The sequence below is a fragment of the Tardiphaga sp. 768_D3_N2_1 genome, from assembly GCF_052076105.1.
Taxonomy (GTDB): domain Bacteria; phylum Pseudomonadota; class Alphaproteobacteria; order Rhizobiales; family Xanthobacteraceae; genus Tardiphaga.
In genome coordinates, this window is sequence record NZ_CP197245.1 from 3,248,424 (window position 1) to 3,274,125 (window position 25,702).

Sequence of the window (25,702 nt, forward strand, 5' to 3'; positions counted from 1 at the left end):
AACTCTCGCAATGTGCGCAGGCACGGAGCGCCTTAATCATCCGTGACGAAATTCTCACCCAAGAGGAATGACTTGATGAACCCCGCCGAACTCCCGTTTGATCTCGAGAACATGTTGCAGGGCCTGCGCGTCTGGGTCGAATGCGAGAGCCCCACATGGGACGCGAATGCGGTCAACGGCATGCTCGATCTTGCCGCGCGCGACATGCAGGTCATGGGTGCGACCATCGAGCGCATCGCGGGACGCATGGGCTTCGGCGGCTGCGTTCGTGCGCGTTTTCCACATCCGAAATTCGGCGAGCCCGGTATTCTGATCGCGGGCCACATGGATACCGTTCATCCGGTTGGCACCATCGAAAAACTGAAGTGGCGCCGTGACGGCGAACTCTGCTACGGCCCGGCGATCTGCGACATGAAGGGCGGAAATTACCTGTCGCTCGAAGCTATCCGCCAGCTTGCGCGCATCTCCTATACGACACCGCTGCCGATCACCGTGTTGTTCACGCCGGACGAGGAAGTCGGCACGCCATCGACCCGCGACATCATCGAAGCCGAGGCCGCGCGCAACAAATACGTGCTGGTGCCGGAACCCGGCAGCGCGAACAACGGCGTCACGTCAGGCCGCTACGCGATCGCCCGCTTCAATCTCGAAACCATCGGCCGGCCCAGCCATTCCGGCGCGACACTGTCGAACGGCCGCTCCGCGATTCGCGAAATGGCGAAGAAAATCGTCCAGATCGACGAGATGACCGGACCGGACTGCACCTTCAGCGTCGGCATCGTGCATGGCGGACAATGGGTCAATTGCGTTGCCTCCTCCTGTACCGGCGAAGCACTGAGCATGGCCAAGCGCCAGGAAGATCTCGACAAAGGCGTCGAGCGCATGCTCGCGCTGTCGGGCACCGAGAATGACGTCACCTTCAAGGTCACCCGCGGCGTCACCCGCCCGGTATGGGAACCCTCCGCTGCGACCATGGCGCTGTTCGAGAAAGCCAAGGCCATCAATGCCAGCCTCGGCCTGCCCGAACTGACCCATGGCAGCAAGGGCGGCGGTTCCGACGGTAATTTTACCGGCGCGATGGGCATCCCGACCCTCGACGGGCTCGGCGTTCATGGCGCCGACATGCACACGCTCAACGAATATATCGTTGCGCAGAGCCTGGTCGATCGCGGCCGCCTGATGGCGGGATTGCTGGCGACCCTCGATTGATGCAATCGTCGCCCCGGTTCGCGCGGTGCATGGCATGGCGCGAACCGTGAGGTGGCACAGGACTTGCTCCCTCTACTTTCAGGTTTAGCGAACTTCGGGTTGAGGCCAGTTGCGACAGTGAATCAGCGTTTCTCGAAAAATCCAGTTTTGTCACAAACCCAGCGTTCGTCACAAACCTTGTGTTTTTCACAAACAATGACGATCAGAAGCAGCGAGCCCGTGACGTTTCCGGTTGACCGACGCGGTCCAGTTACGTTCGATCAACACCACCAATAGGAAAGCGCCATGCTCGGATACCTCATTCGCCGGATTCTTGCGGCCATACCCGTCATGGGCGTGGTGGCCCTGTTTGTCTTCCTGCTGCTTCGGCTGACGCCGGGCGATCCTGCTGCGATCATCGCTGGCGATAACGCAACGCCCGAGCAGCTCGACCGTATCCGGACCCAGCTCGGCCTCAACGAGCCGCTCTATACCCAGTTCTTCAGTTGGGTCTGGCGCCTGCTGCACGGTGACTTTGGCACCTCGCTGATCTCCAACGTGCCTGTGCTGCAGATGGTCAACCAGCGCATCGAGCCCTCCCTGAGCATTGCACTATGCGTGATGCTGGTTTCGATCCTTGTTGCGATTCCGCTCGGCGTCATCGCCGCATGGAAGCACGGCACATGGATCGATCGCTTCGTGATGGCGCTGTCGGTGCTCGGCTTCTCAGTGCCGGTGTTCGTGATCGGTTACGTGCTGGTTCAGGTGTTCGCGATCGAACTGCGCTGGTTTCCAGTGCAGGGTTTCCGCAGCATCTCGCGCGGCTTCGGGCCCTTCGTCGAACGCATCACGCTGCCGACCATCGCGCTGTCTTTCGTCTATGTCGCGCTGATCGCGCGCATGACCCGCGCGGCGATGCTCGGTGTGCTCGGCGAAGATTATGTCCGCACCGCGCGCGCCAAGGGCATCAACGAGGGCGGCGTGCTGTTCCGCCATGCGCTGCGCAACGCCGCTGTGCCGGTCATCACGGTGATCGGCACCGGCTTCGCACTGCTGATCTCCGGCGTTGTCGTCACCGAAAGTGTGTTCAACCTGCCCGGTATCGGTCGCTTGACGGTCGATGCCGTGCTTGCGCGGGATTTTCCCGTGATCCAGGCCATGATCCTTTTGACCTCGGGCGTTTATGTCGGGGTCAATTTGCTTATCGACCTTGCCTACGCACTGCTCGATCCCAGAATTCGTTACTAGGAATCTGTATCTGATGGCGATCGAATCCCTTCCCAACCCGGCCCTCCCCTCCCGCAGCGGTCCGTCGCTCGGCTTTCTCACCGCGACGCCGATCATCGCAGTGGCGACGATTTGCCTGACGCTGGTGATCCTGTCGGCGATCTTCGCACCGTGGCTGACGACGCACGATCCGCAATTGCTGGCACCCGCCTTGCGGCTGAAGCCGGCCAGTTCGGAATATCTGCTCGGCACCGACGCTTACGGCCGCGACGTGCTGGCGCGCATCCTCTATGGCGGTCGCATCTCGCTCCTGATCGGCCTCGGCGCCGCCGTCACCAGTATTGTCATCGGCCTGTTCATCGGCCTGTTCTCGGGCTTCTTCAAATTGGCTGACGCTGTGATGATGCGTGTCATGGACGGCCTGATGGCGATGCCCGGCGTGCTGCTGGCCATCGCCGTCGTGTCGCTGTCAGGCGCCACCCTGACGACGGTGCTGATTGCGATCACTATTCCGGAAATCCCCCGCGTCGCGCGACTGGTGCGTTCCGTGGTGCTGTCGGCGCGTGAGGAGCCCTATGTGGAGGCGGCGATCTCGCTCGGCTCCAGCATGCCGAAGATCATGTGGAAGCATCTGATGCCGAACACCGTGGCGCCGCTGATCGTCCAGGGCACCTTTATCGCCGCATCCGCCATTCTCACCGAGGCGATTCTGTCGTTCCTCGGGGCCGGCATCAGCCCGGAAACCCCGACCTGGGGCAACATCATGGCCGAGGGTCGCGCCTTCTTCCAGGTCAAACCGTCGCTGATCTTCTGGCCCGGACTGCTGCTGTCGATTGCCATCCTCTCCGTCAATCTGATCGGCGACGCTGCCCGCGACGCACTCGATCCCCGCATGAAGCAGCGTGAGGCCGGCAAGTGAACACCACCGTGAATACCCGCCCCATCGCACTGGAAATCGAAAACCTCGTCGTCGGCGTCGGCAAGACCGGAGCCGGCAAGAAGATCATCGATGGCATCTCGCTGCAGGTCCGCGAAGGCGAAACCCTCTGCGTGGTCGGCGAAAGCGGCTCCGGCAAATCCGTGACCTCGCTCTCCACCATGGGGCTGCTGCCGCGGGATTCCCTGAAGGCGATCGGCGGCAGCATCAAGCTGGTTGGCGAGGACGTGTTGCAGGCGAGCGACCGGCGGCTGCGCGAGCTCCGCGCCACCACCATGGCGATGATCTTCCAGGAGCCGATGACCGCGCTCAATCCGGTGGTCACCGTCGGCAAGCAGATCGACGAGGTGTTGCGCACCCATACCAGTCTCGGCGCTAGCGCACGGCGCACCAAGATCCTCGACATGATGGAGCAGGTCCACCTGCCGGATGTGAAGCGCATCTTCGCGTCCTATCCGCATCGCCTCTCCGGCGGCCAGCGCCAGCGCATCATGATCGCCATGGCGCTCGTACTCGAACCCAAGCTGCTGATCGCCGACGAACCGACCACGGCGCTCGACGTCACCACCCAGGCGCAGATCCTCAAGCTGATCCGCGAGCTGCAGAAGGATCACGGCACCGCCGTGCTGTTCATCACTCACGACATGGGCGTCGTCGCCGATATCGCCGACCGCGTCGCCGTGATGCGTCATGGACGGTTGGTCGAAACCGGAGCATTGAAGGATGTTCTGAGCGCACCCACGCAGGACTATACTCGTAACCTGCTGTCGTCGGTGCCGAGCCTCATTCCCCGCGCGGCCCGCGAGGAAGTGGGCTTCAATCCCGTCGTGCTCGAAGCGAATGAGCTCGGCAAGGTCTATCGCGAGCGGTCCATGTTCGGGAAACCGCGCGAGGTCCACGCAGCCCAGGACGTCACGCTGACACTGCGCAAGGGTCGCACGCTCGGCATCGTCGGCGAAAGCGGCTCGGGCAAATCGACCGTCGCGCGCTGTATCGTCCGACTGATCGATCCAACCTCGGGCGGCATCCGTCTCGCCGGACGCGAAATCTCCGACCTGTCACGTCACGCGTTGCAGCCGCACCGCAAGAAGATACAGATCGTTTTCCAGGATCCCTATCGTTCGCTCAATCCGCGCATCACCATTGGCGAGTCCATTTGCGAAGGTCCAATCAATTTCGGCACCAAACATTCGGTGGCAATGGCCAGGGCGCGTGAACTGCTCGAACTGGTCGGTCTTCCACCCGACGCAGTGTCGCGCTATCCGCACCAGTTCTCCGGCGGCCAGCGCCAGCGCATCGCCATTGCGCGCGCGCTTGCCCTTGATCCGGAAGTTCTGGTGGCCGACGAAGCCGTCTCGGCCCTCGACGTCTCGGTGCAGGCGCAAGTGCTGCGGCTGCTCGATGACATCCAGACCCGGCTCGGCATCGCCATCCTGTTCATCACCCACGATCTGCGCGTCGCCGCCCAGATTTGCGATGACGTTGCCGTGATGCAGCATGGCCGGGTGGTGGAACAGGGTCCCGCGGCGGAAGTCCTCGCAAATCCGCAACAGCCCTATACGCGCCAGCTGCTTGACGCGGCGCCCGGACGAGGATGGGATTTCGCCAACTTCCGCGCGGTCGATGGCAGCACCGCCGTGCCGGCGGCCGTCTAGTATCCCCCGTCATTCCGGGTTCGCGCGCAGCGCAAGCTGCGCGCGAACCCGGAATCCCGATATGTTCAAAACACTTGGAGATTCCGGGCCTGCGCCATCCGGCTTCGCCGTTTGTCGCATCCCGGAATGACAGCTTGGCTTCAATTGGAATGACTTCATGACCCGTATCGCCGTCGGCGGCTTCCTCCACGAGACCAACACTTTCGCTCCGACCAAGGCGACTTACGAGGCTTTCGTGCATGGCGGCGGATGGCCGTCGATGACCCATGGCGCCGACGTCCTCAAGGTGATGCGTGGCATCAATGTCGGCCTCGCCGGCTTCGTCGAGGAAGCCGAGACACGCGGCTGGGAGCTGATCCCGACCATCGCCTGCGGCGCCAGCCCTTCGGCGCATGTCACCAAGGATGCGTTCGAGCGCATCGTCGGCGAGATGATCGACGGCATCAGGGCAGCACTGCCCCTCGATGCGGTCTATCTCGATCTGCACGGCGCCATGGTCACCGAACATCTCGATGACGGCGAAGGCGAGATCGCGCGGCGGGTGCGCGAGGTGATCGGGCCGGATATCCCGTTCGTGGTCAGCCTCGATCTGCATGGCAACATCTCGCCGGAAACGGTCGAATACACCGACGCGCTGATCGCCTATCGTACCTATCCCCATGTGGACATGGCCGATACCGGCCGCGCCTGCGCGCGCCACATGGAGCTGCTGCTGGCCGGCAACCGCTTCGCCAAGGCGTTCCGGCAATTGCCGTTCCTGATTCCGATCAGCTGGCAATGCACCAATGACGAGCCGACCAAGGGCGTCTATTTGAAGCTCGCCGCGCTCGAACACGACCAGGTGCCGACGCTGTCGTTCTGCCCCGGCTTTCCTGCCGCCGATTTCCCGCATTGCTGCCCGAGCGTGTTCGCCTATGGCGTGACGCAGGCCGATGCAGACGCTGCCGCAGACACCATCGTCAAACTGGTGATGGGCCACGAAGACGATTTCGACGGCAAGATCTACAGGCCGGACGAAGGCGTGCTGCACGCCATGGAGCTGGCGAAGACCCTCACCAAGCCGGTCGTGATCGCCGATACCCAGGACAATCCCGGCGCCGGCGGCGACAGTGACACCACGGGCATGTTGCGCGCGCTGGTGAAGAACAAGGCGATCAAGGCCGCCCATGGCGTGATCTACGACCCCGCTGCCGCGAAGGCCGCACATGAGGCCGGTGAAGGCGCCACCGTGAAACTCTCGATCGGCGGCAAGTCGGGCATTCCCGGCGACGCGCCCTATGAGAACACGTTCGTGGTCGAGAAACTGTCGGACGGCAAGTTCGTCGCTCCCGGCCCCTATTATGGCGGTCGCGACATGGATATGGGCCCCTCGGCCTGCCTGCGTATCGACGATGTTCGCGTCATCATCTCCTCGCACAAGGCCCAGCTCGCCGACCAGTCGATGTATCGCTATGTCGGCATCGAGCCGACTGAGCAGAACATTCTCGTCAACAAGAGCTCGGTGCATTTCCGCGCCGACTTCGAGCCGATCGCCGGCAAGCTTTTGATCTGCGCCGCGCCCGGCGCGATGCCGGCGGATACGTCGGTACTGCCGTGGAAGCATCTGCGTCCGGGCATTCGGCTGAAGCCGAATGGCGAACCATTTACGCCCCAGACCTCATCACCCGCCCTCGTGCCGTGAACGGATAAACCCATGCCCACACTCGAACGTATCGACGCCTTCGCCGACGAACTCACCGCCATCCGCCGCGACCTGCATGCGCATCCGGAAATCGGCTTCGAGGAAGTCCGCACCTCCGGCATCGTTGCCGACAAGCTCACGTCCTGGGGCGTCGAAGTGCATCGCGGCCTGGGGGGCACCGGCGTCGTCGGCGTGCTGAAGGGCAAAGGCTCGGGCACCAGGCGGATCGGTCTGCGCGCCGACATGGACGCGCTGCCGATGGAAGAGAACACCAACCTCGCCTGGCGCTCGACCATTCCCGGCCGTTTCCACGGCTGCGGTCATGACGGCCACACCACCATGCTGCTCGGCACCGCACGCTATCTTGCCGAGACCCGCAATTTCGACGGCACCGTGCATTTCATCTTCCAGCCCGCCGAAGAAGGCCTCGGTGGCGCGCGCGCGATGATCAAGGACGGATTGTTCAAGCAGTTCCCCTGCGATGAAATCTACGGGTTGCACAACGCGCCGGACATGAATCACGGCGAAGTCGGCATCTTCCCCGGCCCCGCAATGGCCGCCGCCGACTTCTTCGACATCACCATCCGCGGCTACGGCGCCCATGGCGCGATGCCGGAGCGCTCGAAGGACCCTGTCGTGATCGCGATGTCGCTCGGTCAGGCGATGCAGTCGATCGTCAGCCGCAACGTCAATCCGTTCGAATCCGCGGTGCTGTCGATCACCCAGATCCATTCGGGCTCGGCCTATAACGTCATTCCGGATGATGCCAAGCTCTGTGGCACCGTGCGTTGCTTCTCCGAGAAGGTCCGGATGCAGATCCGTGAACGCATGCATGCGCTCGCTGCCGGCATGGCGACGGCGTTCGATTGCGAGATCAAGGTCGATATCCGTGACGGCTTCAGCGTGCTGGTCAATCAGGAAGAACATTCCAAGGCCGTCGAGGACGTGGCCCGCACCATCGTCGGCGACGCCAATGTGATCACCCGCGCGAAGCCGAAAATGGGCTCGGAAGATTTCGCCGACATGCTGCATGCCGTGCCCGGCGCCTATTTCTGGGTCGGGCAAGAAGGCTCGGTACCGGTGCACAATCCCGGCTACTATCTCGACGACAAAATCCTGCCCATCGGCGCCAGCATGTTCGCCCGCATCGTCGAGACAAGGTTGCCGGTGTAATCTTGGCGTCATTCCGGGGCGCGCACATCTTCGCGCGCGAACCCGGAATCTAGTAATAATGAAAACACATCGGGATTCCGTGTTCGCGCCAAATGGCGCGCCCCGGAATGACGATCAAGATCAAAACAAAAACAAACAGGGAAGAAACCACCATGGCCTATGAGACCATCCTCTACAGCGTCGACGAGCAGATCCTCACCATCACGCTGAACCGCCCTGAAAAGCTCAATGCCTATAACGCCACCATGCAGGCCGAGCTGATCGACGCTTTCGACAAGGCCGATGCGGACGACAATGTGCGCGCGATCATCGTGACCGGCGCCGGACGCGGTTTTTGCGCGGGTGCCGACCTGTCGTCCGGCGCCGACACTTTCGATCGCGACGCGAAGCGCGGTCCGGTGAAGCGTCTTGCGAGCGGCGATGTCGACTATAGCGATCCGATGGTGCGCGATGGTGGCGGCCAGGTGACCCTGCGCATCTTCAAATGCCTCAAGCCGGTCATCGCTGCCGTGAACGGCCCGGCCGTTGGCATCGGCGCCACTATGCAGCTCGCGATGGACATCCGCATCGCCTCCGAAGCCGCACGCTTCGGCTTCGTGTTCTCCCAGCGCGGTATCGTGCCGGAGGCTGCGTCGAGCTGGTTCCTGCCGCGTCTCGTCGGCATCTCGCAGGCGCTGGAATGGTGTTTCTCCGGCCGCGTGTTCCCCGCACAAGAAGCCCTCGCCGGGCGCCTTGCCAGCAAGGTTGTGCCGCCCGATGAGTTGCTGCCAACCGCACGCGCCCTGGCCAAGACCTTCATCGACAAGACGGCGCCGGTGTCTGTGGCGCTGATCCGCCAGATGATGTGGCGCATGATGGGCGCCGACGATCCGATGGAAGCGCACAAGATCGACAGCCGCGGCATCTATACCCGCGGTCGCTCGGAAGACGTCAAGGAAGGCGTCGTGGCGTTTCTCGAGAAGCGTCCGGCCGAGTTCAAGAACAAGGTCAGCACGGACATGCCGAGCTATTTCCCGTGGTGGGACGAGCGCGACTACAAATAGGACCGTCAATGAAATCGACGCCCTCTCATCGTCCGTCTGAGGGCGTCATTTTCCTGCACGGCATCAGCCGGTCGTTCCGATCCTTCATCAAGATGCAGCAGGCGGTCGAAGCCGCAGGCTTCGCAACGCGGAATATCGGCTATCCCAGCCGGGGCAAGACGCTGTCTGCACTGGCCGATGACATTCACCCCGCCATCGCGCCATTCGCCGAGGCCAACGAAGGCTGCACGCATTTCGTCTGCCATTCGATGGGGGGCCTGCTGGCGCGGGTCTATCTGGCGCGCCATCGCCCGCCGCGTCTGGGCCGCGTGGTGATGCTGGGCACGCCGAACGGCGGCAGCGAGATTGCGGACCGTCTCAAGAACTGGCGGGCCTATCGCATGTATTTCGGCCCGGCGGGCCAACAACTCGTTACGGTGCGGGATGACTTAACTGAGGCGATGCTTCCCCCAGTTGACTATCCGGTCGGCATCATCGCCGGCGATCGCACGCTCGATCCGATCGCTTCGCGCTTGATGTTGCGTGGCCCGAATGATGGCCGTGTCACCGTCGCGCGCACGAAGCTTGAAGGTATGACCGACCACCTCGTCATCCACGCCTCACATGCGATGATGATCCGGAACAGGGAAGCGATCATGCAGACCATCGCCTTCCTGAAACACGGGCGGTTCGACGTGTGACCCAAATGAGCAATCACATTCCGACGTAAGCGCATAAGCGCCACATGGGATCTAACCTCCCCCGGCAAGGGCCGGCTGCGAGCGCCTGCGCAGCTTCTCAGGCCGACTTGATCGCCGCCAGAAAGCTTTCGACCTGATTGCGCATCCGGGTCGACTGCCGCGCGAGGTCGTCTGACGCGCTCAGCACCTGGCCGGCCGATGAACCGGTGTCGCCAGCCATATCGCTGACGCCGCTGATGGTACGCGATATCTCGTTGGCGCCCTGGGCCGCGTGCTGGACATTGCGCGCGATCTCCTGAGTCGCGGCGCTCTGCTCCTCCACCGCGCTGGCAATCGACGCGGCTATCTCGTTGATGGTGCCGATGGTGCCGGAAATCGCACGGATGGCGACGACCGCATTGCCCGACGAGGACTGGATCGCCGCGATCTGCGTGCGGATTTCTTCAGTCGCCTTCGCCGTCTGGCCGGCAAGGCTCTTCACCTCGGAGGCGACGACCGAGAAACCACGACCGGCCTCGCCCGCACGCGCCGCCTCGATGGTGGCGTTCAGCGCGAGCAGATTGGTCTGGCTGGCAATCTCTGTAATCAGATTGACGACATCGCCGATCTTTTCGGCGGCCGATGACAGAGCTATCACCGTATCATTGGTGCGGCCGGCTTCTTCCACCGCCTTCTGCGCAATGGCCGACGAATGCGAGACCTGCCGGCCGATTTCCACCACCGAGCTCGACAATTCCTCGGCCGCAGCCGCAACGGTCTGCACATTGGTCGAAGTTTCGGTCGAGGCCGCCGTCACGACGGTTGCCTGACGAATGGTCTCCCCCGCCGTGGACGTCAGCGATTCCGCCGTCCCGTGCAATTGCGACGACGCGGTGGTCAGCAATGACAGTAGCGTGCCGATCTCGCTGTCGAATGCATTGGTCAGCTCGGTCACCCGCGCCGTGCGGAGGTTACGCCGGTTGATCTCCTCCGCTTCCCGGGCGCTGAGCTCGTTGGTCTTGATCATGTTCTCCTTGAAGAAAGCGACAGCGCGCGCCATGCCGCCGATCTCGTCGCCGCGATCCGTGCCGCCTATCTGCGTCGAGACATCGCCCTTCGCAAGGTCGGTCATCGAGGTCGACAGTTCGCCGATCGGGCGCGTGATACTCCGGGCCATTGCCACCACGGCACCACCGCTGGCAAGCAGCGCCAGGATCATCAATGCCGAGGCAATCGTCAGTGCGCGAGCGGCGTCGGCCTTCTTGCCAGTCACCAGCGCGGCGAGATCGTTGGCGAGACCGTCCTCGACCAACTTCAGGAGATCGATCCGCACGGTGCTGGCGTCGAACCAGCTCTTGCTGTCGAGCGACTTGAAGTCACCAGTGAGGCCGCCCTGCTCGATCGTCTTGCGCATCGTATGAACGCGATCGATCGCGGGACCCGACATGTTGCGCCCGAACAATGCAATCGCCTGTGGCGACGCGGTGGCACGGAACGCTGCGAAGAAACCGTCCTGAGCGGCGGCGAGGCCGATGCCGCGGGAGAAAACCGGCAGTTCAAATTTGCCGGCTGCAATGCCGCCCGCATTCAGCGCACGCTCCTGGCCTGCGCGCTCCTTGCCTTCGATCACATTCGCATAGGCCGCTATCGCCTTGGAGATGTCGTCATCGGTGCTGAGATTGGAGATGCCGGTGATCACGGAAATCTGACGTGCAATCGTTTCCGTCAGACGACCGAAGGCTACCGGTGCGGCTACTGTCTGCGCGTCGATCTCGCCGCGCAGGGCATCGAGCTTGCCGAGACTTTCGTCGCCTGCTTCCGCAGCCTGCGCGAGATCGGTCAGCGTCGAGCGTTTGAGCTCCCTGAGCGCCCCCGTAGCCATCGCCCGCTCGGCATCGCTGCGCTTGCGCTGCTCCGCCAGCTCGCTGCGCATCTGCGCGCCCTTGCTGCTCAGGAAGGCCGAGGTCATGCCCCGTTCCTTCTGCAATTCGTGAACGAGGCGGCTGAGCTTGGTAACATTTGCCGCGACGGGTTCGAGCCGCGACATTTCACCATGCACGGCGGCCTTGGTGGAAATCTCATAGGCAGCCAGTACGGCCAGAATGATCAGAGGCAGAATTGCGGAAAGAGCGATGCGGTAGAGTATTTTGGTATGCTTCAACATGATCACTCTCGTTCAACAACATGTCGTTCTCACTCAACGACACTCGTTTTACGTGTAATTCGTAAAGGAACCCTCGTTCTACCTTGACTAAAAATTAGTCAGTCCATCATGAGCGCGACGCGACCAATGGCCTTGCGTTCGGTGAGGAGTCGCATGGCCTGCGCAACGTCAGCCAGCGGCAATCGATGCGAGATATTTGGCCTGATCTTTCTCGCCTCTGCCCATGCGAGGAGCTGCGCGATGCGCGCTTCGCCGATCTTTGGATCGCGCCGCGCCGCCTCGCCTGCGCGAACGCCGAGCACGCTGGCACCTTTGATGAGCACGAGATTGGTTTTCGCCACACCGATACCACCGGTGAAGCCGATCACCAGCAGGCGGGCGCCCCAATTGATGCAGCGCAGGCTTTGCTCGAAGATCTCGCCACCGACCGGATCGAAGACCACATCGACGCCGCGGCCCTCGGTGATGCGCTTCACCGCGTCACGGAACGGTTCGGACCCATACAGCATACCATGATCCGCACCGCGCGCTTTGGCGACTGCAAGCTTCTCTTCCGAGGATGCAGCCGCGATGACCGTGGCGCCCAGCAGCTTGCCGATCTCCACCGCCGCCAGACCGACGCCGCCACCGCCGCCATGCACCAGCAGCACTTCACCCGGCTTGATCTGGCCACGGTCGACCAGCGCGTGATGCGCGGTGCCATGCGCCGCAAGAAACGTCGCTCCCTCCGCGTAATCGAATGTCGACGGCAGCGGAGTGAGTTGTGCCGACGTCACCACGACCTCGTCCGCATAGCCGCCATGACGCAGCTTGACGATAACGCGATCCCCGACCGCGAAGCCCGGCACATCGCCGGCGACTTCGCTGACGTCGCCCGCCGCTTCCATGCCCGGCGTGAACGGCAGTTCGGGCTTGAGCTGATACTCGCCGGCCGCCATCAGAATATCCGGGAAGTTGATGCCCGCGGCGCGCACGGCAACGCGGACCTGCCCGGGTTTCAGCGGCACTGATGCAAATTGTTCGAGGCGCAGGCTTTCAGGCGACCCGAGCTCACGGCAAACAATTGCTCTCGGCATCAGGCGGCACTCTCGGCGCTTGCAGCGCCAGCCTTGCGACGCTGCAGCGCCTCGCGGATCAGCGGCAGGCGATCATTGCCGAAATACATGTCGGTCTTGCCGAGATAGATGGTCGGCGAGCCGAAGCCGCCCCACGCGATCACTTCATCGGTGTTCGCCTTGAGCTGATCCTTGATCGCCTGATCGCCGATGCCCGCGAAGAATTTCGCGGGATCGATGCCGGTACGCGTACAGATCTCCGTAAGAACATCATCTTGCGAGATATCCTTGTCGTCGCCCCAATAGGCTTCGAACACCGCGCGCGCAAACGGCACCATCGCATCGTTTCCAAGCCAGATGCAGCCGCGCATCGCCTTGACGCTGTTCACCGGAAACACCGTCGGCGGCATCTTGATGGCCAGGCCCGCCGAACGCGCCCAGTCGCCGAGGTCCTTCTTCATGTAGCGCGCCTTCGCCGGCACCGGCGTCTTGCGCGACTCGTAGACGCTGGGATTGATCGAATTGAAGATGCCACCCACCAGAATGGGCCGCCACGAGATCTCTTGGCCAAACTCCTTCGCGAGCGGCTGGATATTGTGGAAGGCCAGATAGGTCCAGGGGCTGGAACAGTCGAAGAAGAATTCGATCATGGGTGTTTCCTCTTATTGTTGTTCTCTGTCAGTCCGGGGCGCGCCACTTGGCGCGAACCCGGAATCCCGATGTGTTTTTATTACTGCCAGGTTCCGGGTTCGTCGGCGCGAAGGCGCGCCGCCGCCTCGGAACGACGAATCTCACTGCTGTTGCTGCGCATGCGCCGGCTGGTCCACACCGAACATGATCTTCCGCGCCTGCTCATCCATCGGCTTCTTGTCCTGCTTGCCGACGGCAAGACCCGCCTGCACCTGCGGCCGTGCGCGGACCAGCGCAAACCAGCGCTTCACATGCGGAAAGTCATCCAGCGTCAGGCCCTGCGCCTTGTGGGTCATGATCCAGGGAAAGCACGCCATATCGGCGATGGAGTAGTCGCCGGCGATGTAATCGCGGCCCTCGCCAAGATGCGCGTCGAGCACGCCATACAGGCGCTTCGCCTCCCGCGTATAGCGATCCATCGCATAGGGAATCTTCTCGGGCGCATAGAGCAGGAAATGCCCGTTCTGACCGAGCATCGGACCGAGCCCGCCCATCTGCCACATCAGCCACTGCATGACGTCGAAACGCTTGCGCATCTCGGTCGGCATGAACTGGCCGGACTTCTCCGCGAGATAGATCAGGATCGCGCCGCTCTCGAAAATCGAGACCGGATCGCCGCCATCGGCGGGCGCGCGATCGACGATGGCCGGCATCCGGCCATTGGGACTGAGCTTGAGGAATTCAGGCTTGTGCTGGTCGCCGCGGCCGAGCTGCATGGGGACGACCGTATAAGGCAGCCCGCATTCCTCCAGCATGATCGAGATTTTCCAGCCATTCGGCGTCGATGCGTAATGCAGGTCGATCATATAATTTTCCCGGCGTCCCCGATACGTTTTGGCCAATCCTAGCCCTCCCTTATGGGTGCGCCAATCCCATATACGGAGGGGCAGGAACGTGGCAGATAGGCCTCCGCAAAACACAATTTCCGGGGAGCGAACAAATGCTGTTTCCAAACACCATCGCCGGCTCGCTGCCGAAGCCCGAATGGCTCGCCGAACCCAACAAGCTGTGGCCGACCTGGCGCTCCTCCGGCGACGAACTGGCCCGCGCCAAGCGCGATGCGACGCTGCTGGCGGTGAAGGTGCAGGAAGACGCCGGCGTCGACATCGTCACCGAAGGCGAACAGGCGCGGCAGCATTTCGTCCATGGCTTTCTGGAGAAGGTCGACGGCATCGACTTCGCCCACAAGGTCGAGATGGGCATCCGCAAGGATCGCTACAAGGCGATGGTGCCGCAGGTGATCGCGCCGCTGCAGCTCAAGGGCCGCGTTCACGCCTTCGAGGCGCAGGCTGCCCGCGCGCATACAAAGAACAAGTTCAAGTTCACTCTGCCCGGCCCGATGACCATCATCGACACCCTGTCCGACAGCTATTACGGCGATCGCGTCAAGATGGCCTTCGCTTTCGCCGAACTTCTCAATCAGGAAGCGCTTGCGCTACAGGCCGACGGCGTCGACATGATCCAGTTCGACGAGCCGGCCTTCAACGTCTTCATGGACGAAGCCGCCGACTGGGGCGTCAAGGCGCTGGCGCGCGCGGCACAGGGCCTCACTTGCGCCACAGCCGTTCACATCTGCTACGGCTATGGCATCAAGGCCAATACCGACTGGAAGGAAACGCTCGGCAGCGAGTGGCGGCAATATGAAGAGATCTTCCCGGCCATCGACGCCAGCCCGATCCAGCAAGTCGCCATCGAATGCCGCAATTCGCGCGTGCCGCTGGAATTGCTGGGACTGCTGAAAAACAAGGTCGTGCAGGCCGGTGTGATCGATGTCGCGAGCGATACGATCGAGACGCCGGAGGATGTGGTCGCCACCATCGAGGCCGTGATGAAGTACGTGCCGAAGGACAAGATCGTGCCGACGACCAATTGCGGCATGGCGCCGATGCAGCGCGATATCGCGGAGGCGAAGCTGCGGGCGCTGGGGGCCGGCGCGAAGCTGGCGAGGCAGAAGCTGGGGTAAGGTACTTCGCCGCCCGACACCTCGTCATTCCGGGGCGCGCGCATCTTTGCGCGCGAACCCGGAATCCCAACTTGGTTGAACACTTCGGGATTCCGGGTCTGCACTCCAGTCGGCTACGCCGACTTGCGTGCATCCCGGAATGACGAGTTTTAGTTACAGACCGGCACTTCCATGCAGCACCGGCCGATAGCCGGCGCTAAATGCATTCAGCGTCGATGGCGGCGTCAGCAATTGCGCGTCGAAGAGTTTTCCGACCGAGGCGCTATAGCCCGCAAACGACCACTGCAACGCCCGCCCCTGCGCGATCAAATAGCTCTCACCACCCGCCTGTACCATCGCCCCATCCGGCAATGCCTCGATCAGTTCGTTCAGCGGGTGCAGTCGCTTCTTGCGCCCCTCCAGCCGTTCCCGATGCAGCACCGCATCGATCTCCGTCGCCCGCACACGCGTGACGCCGTTGCCCTCCTCCCACGCTGCGCGAAAGCGGTTCGCGTCTTCGCGGCGGCAGTAGAAGCATGGGCGGTGACCGGCCGCGAAGGATGTGGCCTCGTCGAGGAAGAACAGCTCGGTCCAGCTGCGTGTCGCCATCACATCGCGGCGACGCCCGCGGAATTCGCAGACGCAGGTGATCCAGGCTGGATTGGACCAGCGCCTGTTCAGAAGCGTTTTGCTCGAGGGATCATGGATGATGCCACGATTGCCGGTGAACGTTCCGCGCTCCGGCGTCGCGACGATATCGCCTGTCGGCGTGACACGATTTTGCAGTGGCAATCGCGTCTCCTCGCAACGAGAGCCTAGCCAGCGCCTTCGCGCATCGGCGGCTGGAACGACAGGCCGAGATCCCACGGGAAGAAGATCCAGGTATCCTGCGAAACTTCGGTGATGAAGGTGTCGACCAGAGGTCGCCCCATCGGCTTGGCATAGACCGTCGCAAAGTGCGCTTTGGGCAGCATGTCGCGGACAATGCGCGCCGTCTTGCCGGTATCGACGAGATCATCGATGATCAGGAGGCCCTTGCCGTCGCCACCACCGAATTTCAGTGCATCGGCCGAGAGCCCCTTCAGCACCTGCAATTCGCCGCGCTTGTTGTGCTCGTAACTGGCGATACAAACCGTATCGATGACACGGACGCCAAGCTCGCGCGCCACGATCGCTGCCGGCACGAGGCCGCCACGCGTGATGGCGATGATCGCATGAAATGGACCTGCGCTGTTCAGTCGCCAGGTCAGCGCGCGGCAGTCGCGATGGAATTGATCCCAGGACACCGGGAATGCCTTGCCGGCGCGCTCCTCAGCGCTCAATTCCGGATGATCGGCCATGTTCGTCTCCTTGCATCAGTCGCCCTCAGGCGGCCGGACTTATGTTGATTGACTCGTTTAATTTCACTTGGGCGTATTGATTGTCGCCAACATCGCCTTGACGGCCTCCATTGCCGCATTGAGCTTATCCTGATCCCGCGAACGCACCACCAGATGGGTGTTCGGCTTGCCCTGCTCATCCATGAACGGATAGCTGCCAATGATCGTATCCGGATGCGCCTTCGCGATATCGCGCAGCGGACCGCCGACATCGCCTTCACGCGCATTGGCCTTCACCGTGTCGGACAGCATGCGTAGGCCGGACTTCAGCTTTGGCGCAACGATGTCCATCATCGCCTGCATGATAGACGGCACGCCGGCCATCACGATCACATTGTCGATCTTGAAACCGGGTGCCAAAATCGTTGCGCTCTGGATCAGGTCGGCGCCGTCGGGAATGCGGGCCATCCGCAGCCGGGCTTCGTTGAGATCAGCGCCGAAACGCTCCTGAAAGCGCGCGACCACTTCGGGATGATGATCGATCTTGACGCCGAACGCCTTGGCCACCGCATCCGCCGTGATGTCGTCATGGGTGGGTCCGATGCCGCCAGTGGTAAAAACGTAGGTGTAGCGTTTACGCAGCGCATCGAGTGCCGCGACGATATCCGGCTCATCGTCGGAGACGACGCGGACTTCCTTGAGGTCGATGCCGATATTAGTGAGATACTCGGCAATGAAGCCGATGTTCTTGTCCTTGGTCCGACCTGACAGAATCTCGTCGCCGATCACCAGGATGCCCGCGGTCACAATCTCGGTCATTCGTCGTTCCTCACCATTCCCGGGACCATGCGCAGGCAAAGTCCTGATGTCACGGGGTTTTGCTGCCGAAACGAGCAGCGTCCAGCCGTTTTTTCAGGCAGCTTTACACGCATCTCATACGAATTGCTCTTGTTGAATGCATATCGTGCTGGCCCGCCCCTTGCTACCATCCCTTTCAGTCGTGCAATCTCCGTACGGCCTCGAAACAACAGTCAGGGTACATGGCAGTCGCGTTCGACGAAATGAACGGGCCCCAAGGCGAGCTCCGCCCGGCCTATGAAGAACTCTCCCGTTGGCTCCAGGAGACGCCTCCGGACGCTTTGGAACATCGCCGCCAGGAAGCGGAGCTGCTGTTCCGCCGGATCGGCATCACCTTCGCGGTTTACGGCGACTCCGAATCCACCGAACGCCTGATCCCCTTCGACGTCATTCCGCGGATCATTTCCGGCAAGGAATGGACCCTGCTGGAAAAGGGCCTGAAGCAGCGCACCCGCGCCATCAACATGTTCCTCAAGGACATCTATCACGGCCGCGAAATCCTCCGCGCCGGCCTGATCCCGGATGACCTGATCTTCCAGAACCCGGTGTTCCGTCCGGAGATGAACGGCCAGGACGTCCCGCACGATGTCTATGTGCACATCGCCGGCATCGATATCGTCCGCACCAATCCGGATGAATTCTTCGTTCTCGAGGACAATGCCCGCACCCCCTCCGGCGTCTCCTATATGCTGGAGAACCGCGAGATCATGATGCGGCTTTTCCCCGACCTGTTCGCGCGGCATCGCGTCGCGCCGGTCGAGAAATATCCGGACGAACTATTGTCCTGTCTGCGCTCCGTCGCACCGCGATCTGCCTCGACAGAACCGACCGTCGCGCTGATGACACCCGGCGTCTACAACTCGGCTTACTACGAACACTCGTTCCTGGCCGACAAGCTCGGCGTCGAACTGGTCGAGGGCCGCGACCTCATCGTCAAGAACGATGAAGTCTTCATGCGCACCACCGAAGGGCTCAAACGCGTCGACGTGATCTATCGCCGCGTCGATGACGATTTTCTGGATCCCCTCACCTTCCGCCCGGATTCAGCGCTCGGCGTCCCCGGCCTGATGTCCGCCTATATGGCCGGCAATGTCACGCTGGCCAATGCAGTCGGCACCGGCATCGCCGATGATAAGGCGATCTACAGCTACATGCCGGAAGTGGTGAAGTTCTATCTCGGCGAAGAACCGATCCTGAAGAATGTGCCGACCTGGCGCTGCCGTGAAGCCGGCGATCTCGCTTATGTGCTCGATCACTTGAGCGAACTCGTGGTCAAGGAAGTCCATGGCTCCGGAGGCTACGGCATGCTGATCGGTCCGGCCGCCACCAAGGCGACCATCGAAGCCTTCCGCGACAAGCTCAAGCGCGAGCCCGAAGGCTTCATCGCCCAGCCGACGCTGGCGCTGTCGACCTGCCCGACCTGCACCGAGTCAGGCCTGGCACCAAGGCACGTCGATCTTCGTCCCTTCGTGCTCACCGGCAGCAAGAGCGTCTCCATCGTAGCCGGCGGCCTGACCCGCGTGGCGCTGAAGGAAGGCTCGCTGGTGGTGAATTCCAGCCAGGGAGGCGGCACCAAGGATACGTGGATACTCGACGAATAATTCTCGAAACAGGCAACCGGACTTCGACCGACGATCCAATTTTCAAAGAGTAACATTCCCGCATGCTGTCGCGCACCGCCGAAAACCTGTACTGGCTAGCCCGCTACGTCGAACGCGCCGAATATCTCGCACGCACGATCGAGGCGACGCTGCGCGTCACCGCGCTGCCGAATACGTATATCGGCCAGACCAATGAGTGGGACTCGGCGCTGCTCACCGCAGGCGTCAGTGCGTCCTTTTATGAACTGTACGAGGAAGCCAACGAGACCAACGTCGTCGAATATCTCTCGTTCTCGACGGCCAATCCCTCCTCGATCCGCAATTGCATCGAGGCGGCGCGGCTGAACTCGCGTTCCGTGCGCACCGCACTGACCGGCGAGATGTGGGACACCATCAACAGCGCGTGGCTGGAGCTGCAGTCGGTCTGGAGCGGCGGCGCCAAGACACGCGAGCAACTGGCGAACTTCCTGCGCTTCGTGCAGGAGACATCGCTGCGCTTCGACGGCTCAGCCTACCGCACCATGCTGCGCAACGATGCCTACTGGTTTTCGCGGCTCGGCCTGCATCTGGAACGCGCCGACAATACCGCGCGCATTCTCGATGTGAAATATCATCTGCTGCTGCCCGAGGACGAACATGTCGGCGGCCCGCTCGATTACTATCAGTGGACCTCGATCCTGCGGTCGGTGTCGGCGCTCACGGCCTATCACTGGGTCTATCGCGAGACGCTGAAGCCCTGGCTGATCGCGGACCTTTTGATCCTCAACGACACGCTGCCGCGCTCGCTGGCGAGCTGCTACGGCAATCTGGTACGCAATCTCGACCAGATCGGCGTGTCCTATGGCCGCCAAGGCGCCGCCCAGCGCCATGCCCGCGGCGTCCGCAACAGGCTTGAACACAGCAATATGCAGGATATCTTCCAGCACGGCCTGCATGAATTCATCCAGGAATTCATTGCGGACAATAGCCGCCTTGGCGACATCATCTCCAAGCAATATCTGATTTGAGCCAGCCTCGCGGCTCTTTCGGCAGATTCGGACACGTTGCCATGCGCCTGCGTATCGCCCATTCGACGACCTATCGCTATGAGCCACCGGCTTCGGGCGTGATCCAGATTCTGCGCATGACGCCGGGCAGCCATGACGGCCAGTATGTCGCCGAGTGGCAGATCGACGTCTCCACCGATTCCCGCCTCGATCTGCATGAGGACGCATTCGGCAACATCACCCATGTGCTGACGCATGGGCCGATTTCGGACCTGACCGTCAGTGTCGAGGGCCTGATCGACACCCAGGACACCGGCGGCGTGCTGAAGGGCACGGACGAGCGGTTTCCGCCAAGCCTGTTCCTGCGCCAGACCGACCTGACCGATGTCAGCCCGGCGATGCAGGTCTTTACGAAGGACCTTGTGCCGGGCGCGGAAACCGACGTGCTCGGCTTCCTGCATGCGCTGATGATGGCCATCAACGAGCACATGACCTTCGACACCGATCCAACCAGCACCGGCACGTCGGCCAGCGAGGCCTTCATCGGCAAGCGCGGCGTCTGCCAGGATTACGCGCATATCTTCATCGCCTGTGCCCGCTCGGCCGGCGTACCCGCCCGCTTCGTCTCCGGCCATTTCTGGCGTGCCGATGGCGAGATCAACCAGCTGGCCGGGCATGCCTGGGCCGAGGCCTATGTGCCGGATCTCGGCTGGGTCGGCTTCGATCCCGCCAATGCCATCTGCACCACCGACGCCCATGCCCGTGTTGCCATCGGCCTGGATTACCTCGGGGCAGCCCCGGTCCGCGGCACCCGCTATGGCGGCGGCACGGAAACCCTGACTGTGGCCGTCAAGGTCGATCAGGCCAATGGCCGCGGCCAGTCGCAGTCACAGAGCCAGTCCTGAACAACCTCAGGCTGGTTTTCCGAGGTTGCCCGGGCGATACCCACCGCGTAAGACGCTTCCCTGTATTATTCTGGAGCGCGATCGGACGCAAAACCGTGGTCCACTTTTGCTGATCGCGCTCGCAAGGGACCAAAGATGACCTATTGCTGCGGAATTCTCGTCAAGGACGGCCTGGTGATGATCGCGGACACGCGCACCAATGCCGGGCTCGACAACATTTCGACTTTCCGCAAGCTGCACATCTTCAACCAGCCCGGCGACCGCATCATGGCGGTGGCCTCGGCAGGCAACCTGGCCATCAGCCAATCGGTGCTCTCCACCCTGAGCGAGGGGCTGGAGAACCCGACCACGGGCGAGCTAGAGACCCTGCTGAACGCCCCGACGATGTTTCAGGCCGCGCAGCGCATCGGCCGCGCCATCCGGCACGTCAACGCCACCGAGGGCAAGGCGCTGGAGGCCGAGGATATCAATTTCGACGTCTCGTTCCTGTTCGGCGGCCAGATCAAGGGCGCCAAGATGCGGCTGTTCATGATCTACCCGGCCGGCAACTTCATCGAATGCACGGTGGACACGCCCTATCTGCAGATCGGAGAGCACAAATACGGCAAGCCGGTGCTCGACCGCGCGATGCATTACGACGTCGAACTCTATGAGGCGCTCAAGACCGGCCTGATCTCGATGGACTCGACCATGCGCTCCAATATCGGCGTCGGCCTGCCGATCGATGTGCTGGTGGTGCGCACCGATGTCTGCGACGCCGATCTCAATCACCGTATCGAAGCCGGCGAGCCCTATTTCCACGACCTGCGCTCGCGCTGGTCGGCAGCACTGCGCGCGGCGCATCAAAACATTCCGCGCCCGCCCTACAAGAAAGACAATTGAGCGCGGCCGCGATGACCGCAGTTCCGATGAAATGGCGCATCATGACGGAGGCGGACCTGCCGTCCGTCCTCGCCATCGCCGATGCCGTTCATCCCGATTTTCCCGAAGACGAGGTCGTGTTCGCGAACCGCATGGCGCTGAATCCAACCGGCTGCGCCGTGCTGGAAGGCCAAGACGGCATCAAAGGTTACGCCATCTGCCATCCCTGGCAGTTCAAGGCGCCACCGCCACTGAACAGCCTGCTGACGATGCCTGCCGCGCCGTCAACCTTCTACATTCACGATCTCGCATTGTTGCCCGAAATTCGCAGATCCGGCGCCGCGACCGTCGCCGTCGATATGATGGCGGCATGCGCCAGGTTGATGCAACTGCCCAACATGACGCTTGTTGCCGTCAACAATTCAGTTCATTTTTGGCAACGGCACGATTTCACCATCCTGCGCGATTCCGAACTGGATCAGAAACTGCAAAGCTACGGCGACAACGCACGCTTCATGGTCCGGGATCTCTCAAAATAAAGACCTCACTCAAAAAGACCTCTCGTAAAAAGAAAACAGGGACGAAACAGATGACCAACAAGATCGCACTCGTGACCGGAGCTGGCACCGGCGTCGGCCGTGCCGCGTCGCTCGCGCTGATGAATACCGGTTTCACCGTCGTGCTCGCCGGTCGCCGGCTCGAACTGCTGCAAGAGACCCAGAAGCTCGGCGCAGCCAATGGCGGCAAGAGCCTTCCCGTGAGCGCCGACATGGCCGACCCCGCCTCGATCGCCGCGCTGTTCGCGAAAATCATGCAGGAATTCGGCCGGCTCGACGTGCTGTTCAACAATGCCGGCATGGGCGCGCCGGCAATCCCGTTCGAAGACCTCGGCCTCGAACAGTGGCAGGCTGTGGTGAACACCAATCTCACTGCGCCGTTCCTGTGTACGCAGCATGCCTTCCGCATCATGAAGGATCAGACGCCCCGCGGCGGCCGCATCATCAATAACGGCTCGATCTCGGCGCATGCACCGCGCCCGTTCTCGGCCGCCTACACGTCGACCAAACACGCCATCACCGGCCTGACCAAGGCCAGCAATCTCGACGGCCGCGCCTATGACATCGCCGTCGGCCAGGTCGATATCGGCAACGCCGCCACACCCATGACCGACCGCATGGTCAACGGCCCCGGCGTGCTGCAGCCTGACGGCACCTCGAAGCAGGAGCCACGCATGGACGCCAAAGCCGTCGGCGACGCCGTCGCCTATATGGCCGGCCTGCCGCTCGACGCCAATGTGCTGACCATGACGGTCATGGCAACGAAGATGCCGTTCGTCGGACGCGGCTAAAACGTAACCCGCCTCAGCGGCATTACGATTGCATGACATAAGGAGCCGCGGCATCATCGCCGCGGTTTCGGGGGATTCATGCTGCAGCTACAATCGGCGTTCGGCGTCATCGCACTTTTGGGGATCGCCTGGGCGCTCGGTGAAAACCGCAGCAAAGTGTCGCTGAGACAGGCCACGATCGGTCTCGCATTGACGATCCTCACTGCCGCGGCCCTGCTGAAGCTTCCCGTCGTGACCCGCGCCTTCAGCAGCATCAACGATGCTGTCAGTACCATCGCCGCAGCGTCGCGCGCCGGCACATCTTTCGTGTTCGGTTATCTCGGCGGCGGCGCATTGCCGTTCGATCTCAAGAATCCCGGCGCGGATTTCGTGCTCGCGCTGCAGGCGCTCCCTGTGGTGCTGATCATCAGCGTGCTGACCAGCCTGTTGTTCTACTGGCGTATCCTGCCGCCGATCGTGCGTGGCATGGCGTGGCTGCTCGAACGCACACTCGGCATCGGTGGCGCAGTCGGGCTGTCAACGGCCGCGAACATCTTTCTGGGCATGGTCGAGGCCCCGTTGTTTATTCGCCCCTATCTCGCGCAGCTCACGCGCAGCGAACTGTTTCTGGTGATGACCGGCGGCATGGCGGGAATCGCCGGCACCGTGCTGGTGCTCTATGCCACTTTCATGGCGCCGCTGATCCCCGATGCCTCGGCGCATTTCGTGATTGCGTCCGTGCTCTCGGCGCCGGCGGCAATCCTCGTCAGCCTGATCATGGTGCCTGAGACCGAGGATCGTCGCACCGGCGGATTGCTCGCCAATCCGGGCGCATCGGCCACGAGCACGATAGATGCGATCGTCAAGGGCACGAGTGCGGGCATCGAACTGCTTGTCAACATCATCGCCCTGCTGCTGGTCTTCGTGGCGCTGATGTATCTGATGAACGCCATCCTCATGATGATGCCGACGATCGGAGGAACGCCGATCTCGGTCCAGCGGATGCTGGGCTACCTGATGGCGCCGATATGCTGGCTGATGGGCCTGCCGTGGGACCAGGCGCTGACCGCGGGCTCGCTGATGGGCGTCAAGACGATCCTCAACGAGTTGATCGCCTATGTTCAATTGGCGAAGCTTGGTCCCGATGCGCTGGATGCGCGCTCGCGCCTCATCATGCTTTATGCGCTGTGCGGATTCGCAAATTTTGCCAGCCTCGGAATCATGATCGGAGGCCTGGGCACCATGGCCCCGGAGCGTCGCAACGAAATCAATGCGCTCGGTGTGAAGTCGATCGTCTCGGGCACGCTGACGACCTGCCTGATGGGCGCGATCGTGGGCATGCTCACCTGAGACACGCCGCCAGCGCCGGTCAGCCGATCGTCCGCTGCAGCAGACCGAGCCAATTGCCCGCGCCGAGCTTGCCGAGCAGCGTCTCGGAATAGCCCTTGTCGCGCAAGGCCACGAACAGCGCCTGCAGACCCGCGGCGGAGCCGATGGCCTCGGGCACCACCGCGCCGTCGAAATCCGATCCCAGCCCGACGTGATCCTCGCCCAGCTTCTCCAGCAGATAGTCGATCTGCTGCACCATCAGCTCGATGCCGGTGTCGGGCCGCATGCTGCCGTCGGGGCGCAGGAAGCAGGTCGCGAAATTCAGGCCGACCATGCCGCCGGTGTCGCGGATCGCGGCGAGCTGCTTGTCGGTGAGATTGCGCGGCGACGGGCACAGTGCATGGGCATTGGAATGGGTCGCCACCAGCGGCGCCTTCGACAGCCGCGCCACGTCCCAAAAACCCTTCTCGGTGATGTGCGACAGGTCGACCAGAATCTTCAGGTCATTGCAGGCGCCGATCAACCGCTCGCCGGCCGCGGTGAGACCATCGCCGAGATCGGGCCCGGACGGGAAGTGAAACGGCACGCCATGGCCGAAGATGTTGGTCCGGCTCCACACCGGCCCGATCGACCGCAACCCCGCCGCATAGAGAACGTCGAGGAATCTGAGCTCGGCGTCGATGGCCTCTGCGCCTTCCAGATGGACCACCACGGCCAGCGCCTTGCGCTCAATGGCGGACCGGATTTCGGCGGTAGTGGTGCAGATCGCCACCGCGCCTGCGGAAGCGCGTTCGAGCTGCAGCAGGATGGCCAGTTCGGCGACGACGGAATTGCGCGCCTCGTCCATCGTCAGCGGCTCGGGAAGCGGCACGGCGTAGCGTCCGCCCGTCATCTGCGCCATGAATCCCGATGACGCCTGAGCCGCCGGCGAATACAGCGCGAACAGCCCGCCGACGAACGCGCCGGCCTTCGCCTTCGGCAGGTCGATGTGACCGGCGGCTTCCCCGGTCAGGAAGTCGGATACCGGATCGTGCGATTGCGATTTGTACAGCCGCAGCAGCACATCGTTGTGACCGTCGAAAACCGGAACGGATGCAGTCAT

The 25,702-nt window shown here is 62.5% G+C and carries 24 protein-coding genes; 16 read left to right on the top strand and 8 right to left on the bottom strand.

What is annotated here, in order from left to right:
* The first annotated feature begins 75 nt into the window (after positions 1-75).
* The 8 genes from AB8A27_RS15370 (at position 76) to AB8A27_RS15405 (ending at position 9,584) form a co-directional block, all read left to right on the top strand.
* A complete protein-coding gene (locus tag AB8A27_RS15370) occupies positions 76-1,209 on the top strand; it encodes a M20/M25/M40 family metallo-hydrolase (RefSeq protein WP_441242633.1) in 1,134 nt (377 codons plus the stop codon).
* A gap of 285 nt (positions 1,210-1,494) precedes the next feature.
* Positions 1,495-2,436, top strand: coding sequence for an ABC transporter permease (locus AB8A27_RS15375; protein ID WP_092146901.1), 942 nt, complete (start codon positions 1,495-1,497; stop codon positions 2,434-2,436).
* 13 nt (positions 2,437-2,449) lie between these two features.
* Positions 2,450-3,334: an ABC transporter permease gene (locus tag AB8A27_RS15380; RefSeq protein WP_092146899.1), complete on the top strand. Its 885-nt coding sequence runs from the start codon at positions 2,450-2,452 to the stop codon at positions 3,332-3,334.
* Entirely contained in the window at positions 3,331-5,007 is a 1,677-nt protein-coding gene (locus tag AB8A27_RS15385; protein ID WP_441242634.1) for an ABC transporter ATP-binding protein, read from the top strand. Before AB8A27_RS15380 ends, AB8A27_RS15385 begins: the two co-directional genes overlap by 4 nt.
* A gap of 157 nt (positions 5,008-5,164) precedes the next feature.
* Positions 5,165-6,688 carry a M81 family metallopeptidase gene (locus AB8A27_RS15390; RefSeq protein WP_441242635.1) on the top strand — a complete coding sequence of 508 codons (1,524 nt, stop codon included), beginning with the start codon at positions 5,165-5,167 and terminating at the stop codon, positions 6,686-6,688.
* A gap of 12 nt (positions 6,689-6,700) precedes the next feature.
* A complete protein-coding gene (locus tag AB8A27_RS15395; RefSeq protein ID WP_092146895.1) occupies positions 6,701-7,861 on the top strand; it encodes a M20 aminoacylase family protein in 1,161 nt (386 codons plus the stop codon).
* A 152-nt stretch (positions 7,862-8,013) separates the two neighbouring features.
* Entirely contained in the window at positions 8,014-8,904 is an 891-nt protein-coding gene (locus AB8A27_RS15400) for a crotonase/enoyl-CoA hydratase family protein (RefSeq protein WP_441242636.1), read from the top strand.
* A gap of 8 nt (positions 8,905-8,912) precedes the next feature.
* Complete coding sequence (locus AB8A27_RS15405) at positions 8,913-9,584, top strand: esterase/lipase family protein (RefSeq protein ID WP_441242637.1); 672 nt, start codon at positions 8,913-8,915, stop codon at positions 9,582-9,584.
* A 97-nt stretch (positions 9,585-9,681) separates the two neighbouring features.
* On the opposite strand, the gene AB8A27_RS15410 is transcribed toward AB8A27_RS15405, so the two are convergent.
* The 4 genes from AB8A27_RS15410 to AB8A27_RS15425 all read right to left on the bottom strand — a co-directional run bounded on the left by AB8A27_RS15410 (position 9,682) and on the right by AB8A27_RS15425 (position 14,278).
* A complete protein-coding gene (locus AB8A27_RS15410) occupies positions 9,682-11,727 on the bottom strand; it encodes a methyl-accepting chemotaxis protein (protein WP_441242638.1) in 2,046 nt (681 codons plus the stop codon).
* A gap of 98 nt (positions 11,728-11,825) precedes the next feature.
* On the bottom strand, positions 11,826-12,803 hold the full coding sequence (locus tag AB8A27_RS15415) for an NADPH:quinone oxidoreductase family protein (protein ID WP_441242639.1): 978 nt from the start codon (positions 12,801-12,803) through the stop codon (positions 11,826-11,828).
* Positions 12,803-13,432 (bottom strand): 2-hydroxychromene-2-carboxylate isomerase, encoded by a 630-nt coding sequence (locus AB8A27_RS15420; protein ID WP_441242640.1) that lies wholly within the window; start codon positions 13,430-13,432, stop codon positions 12,803-12,805. Before AB8A27_RS15420 ends, AB8A27_RS15415 begins: the two co-directional genes overlap by 1 nt.
* A gap of 141 nt (positions 13,433-13,573) precedes the next feature.
* A complete protein-coding gene (locus AB8A27_RS15425; protein WP_441242641.1) occupies positions 13,574-14,278 on the bottom strand; it encodes a glutathione S-transferase N-terminal domain-containing protein in 705 nt (234 codons plus the stop codon).
* Between the two features lie 134 nt (positions 14,279-14,412).
* Here AB8A27_RS15425 and AB8A27_RS15430 point away from each other — a divergent pair, with 134 nt between their 5' ends.
* Complete coding sequence (locus AB8A27_RS15430; protein ID WP_441242642.1) at positions 14,413-15,435, top strand: methionine synthase; 1,023 nt, start codon at positions 14,413-14,415, stop codon at positions 15,433-15,435.
* Between the two features lie 153 nt (positions 15,436-15,588).
* On the opposite strand, the gene AB8A27_RS15435 is transcribed toward AB8A27_RS15430, so the two are convergent.
* The 3 genes from AB8A27_RS15435 to AB8A27_RS15445 form a co-directional block, all read right to left on the bottom strand.
* Complete coding sequence (locus tag AB8A27_RS15435) at positions 15,589-16,206, bottom strand: hypothetical protein (protein ID WP_441242643.1); 618 nt, start codon at positions 16,204-16,206, stop codon at positions 15,589-15,591.
* Between the two features lie 23 nt (positions 16,207-16,229).
* Positions 16,230-16,754 (bottom strand): xanthine phosphoribosyltransferase, encoded by a 525-nt coding sequence (gene gpt / locus AB8A27_RS15440; protein WP_441242644.1) that lies wholly within the window; start codon positions 16,752-16,754, stop codon positions 16,230-16,232.
* Between the two features lie 63 nt (positions 16,755-16,817).
* The gene (locus tag AB8A27_RS15445) at positions 16,818-17,552 is read right to left on the bottom strand and encodes a competence/damage-inducible protein A (RefSeq protein ID WP_441242645.1); all 735 of its coding nucleotides are present in this window, start codon (positions 17,550-17,552) and stop codon (positions 16,818-16,820) included.
* Positions 17,553-17,773: 221 nt separating this feature from the next.
* Between AB8A27_RS15445 and AB8A27_RS15450 the strand changes: the two genes are divergently transcribed.
* From AB8A27_RS15450 to AB8A27_RS15480, 7 genes are all read left to right on the top strand, one after another.
* On the top strand, positions 17,774-19,192 hold the full coding sequence (locus AB8A27_RS15450) for a circularly permuted type 2 ATP-grasp protein (RefSeq protein WP_441242646.1): 1,419 nt from the start codon (positions 17,774-17,776) through the stop codon (positions 19,190-19,192).
* A 62-nt stretch (positions 19,193-19,254) separates the two neighbouring features.
* On the top strand, positions 19,255-20,199 hold the full coding sequence (locus AB8A27_RS15455) for an alpha-E domain-containing protein (protein ID WP_092146872.1): 945 nt from the start codon (positions 19,255-19,257) through the stop codon (positions 20,197-20,199).
* Between the two features lie 41 nt (positions 20,200-20,240).
* Positions 20,241-21,083: a transglutaminase family protein gene (locus AB8A27_RS15460; protein ID WP_441242647.1), complete on the top strand. Its 843-nt coding sequence runs from the start codon at positions 20,241-20,243 to the stop codon at positions 21,081-21,083.
* 135 nt (positions 21,084-21,218) lie between these two features.
* Complete coding sequence (locus AB8A27_RS15465) at positions 21,219-21,965, top strand: proteasome-type protease (protein WP_093756417.1); 747 nt, start codon at positions 21,219-21,221, stop codon at positions 21,963-21,965.
* On the top strand, positions 21,962-22,483 hold the full coding sequence (locus AB8A27_RS15470) for a GNAT family N-acetyltransferase (RefSeq protein WP_441242648.1): 522 nt from the start codon (positions 21,962-21,964) through the stop codon (positions 22,481-22,483). The genes AB8A27_RS15465 and AB8A27_RS15470 overlap by 4 nt, the downstream gene beginning before the upstream one ends.
* A gap of 50 nt (positions 22,484-22,533) precedes the next feature.
* Entirely contained in the window at positions 22,534-23,292 is a 759-nt protein-coding gene (locus AB8A27_RS15475) for an SDR family oxidoreductase (protein WP_441242649.1), read from the top strand.
* A gap of 78 nt (positions 23,293-23,370) precedes the next feature.
* Positions 23,371-24,621, top strand: coding sequence for a NupC/NupG family nucleoside CNT transporter (locus AB8A27_RS15480; RefSeq protein WP_441242650.1), 1,251 nt, complete (start codon positions 23,371-23,373; stop codon positions 24,619-24,621).
* Positions 24,622-24,640: 19 nt separating this feature from the next.
* On the opposite strand, the gene AB8A27_RS15485 is transcribed toward AB8A27_RS15480, so the two are convergent.
* On the bottom strand, positions 24,641-25,702 hold the full coding sequence (locus tag AB8A27_RS15485; protein ID WP_441242651.1) for a dipeptidase: 1,062 nt from the start codon (positions 25,700-25,702) through the stop codon (positions 24,641-24,643).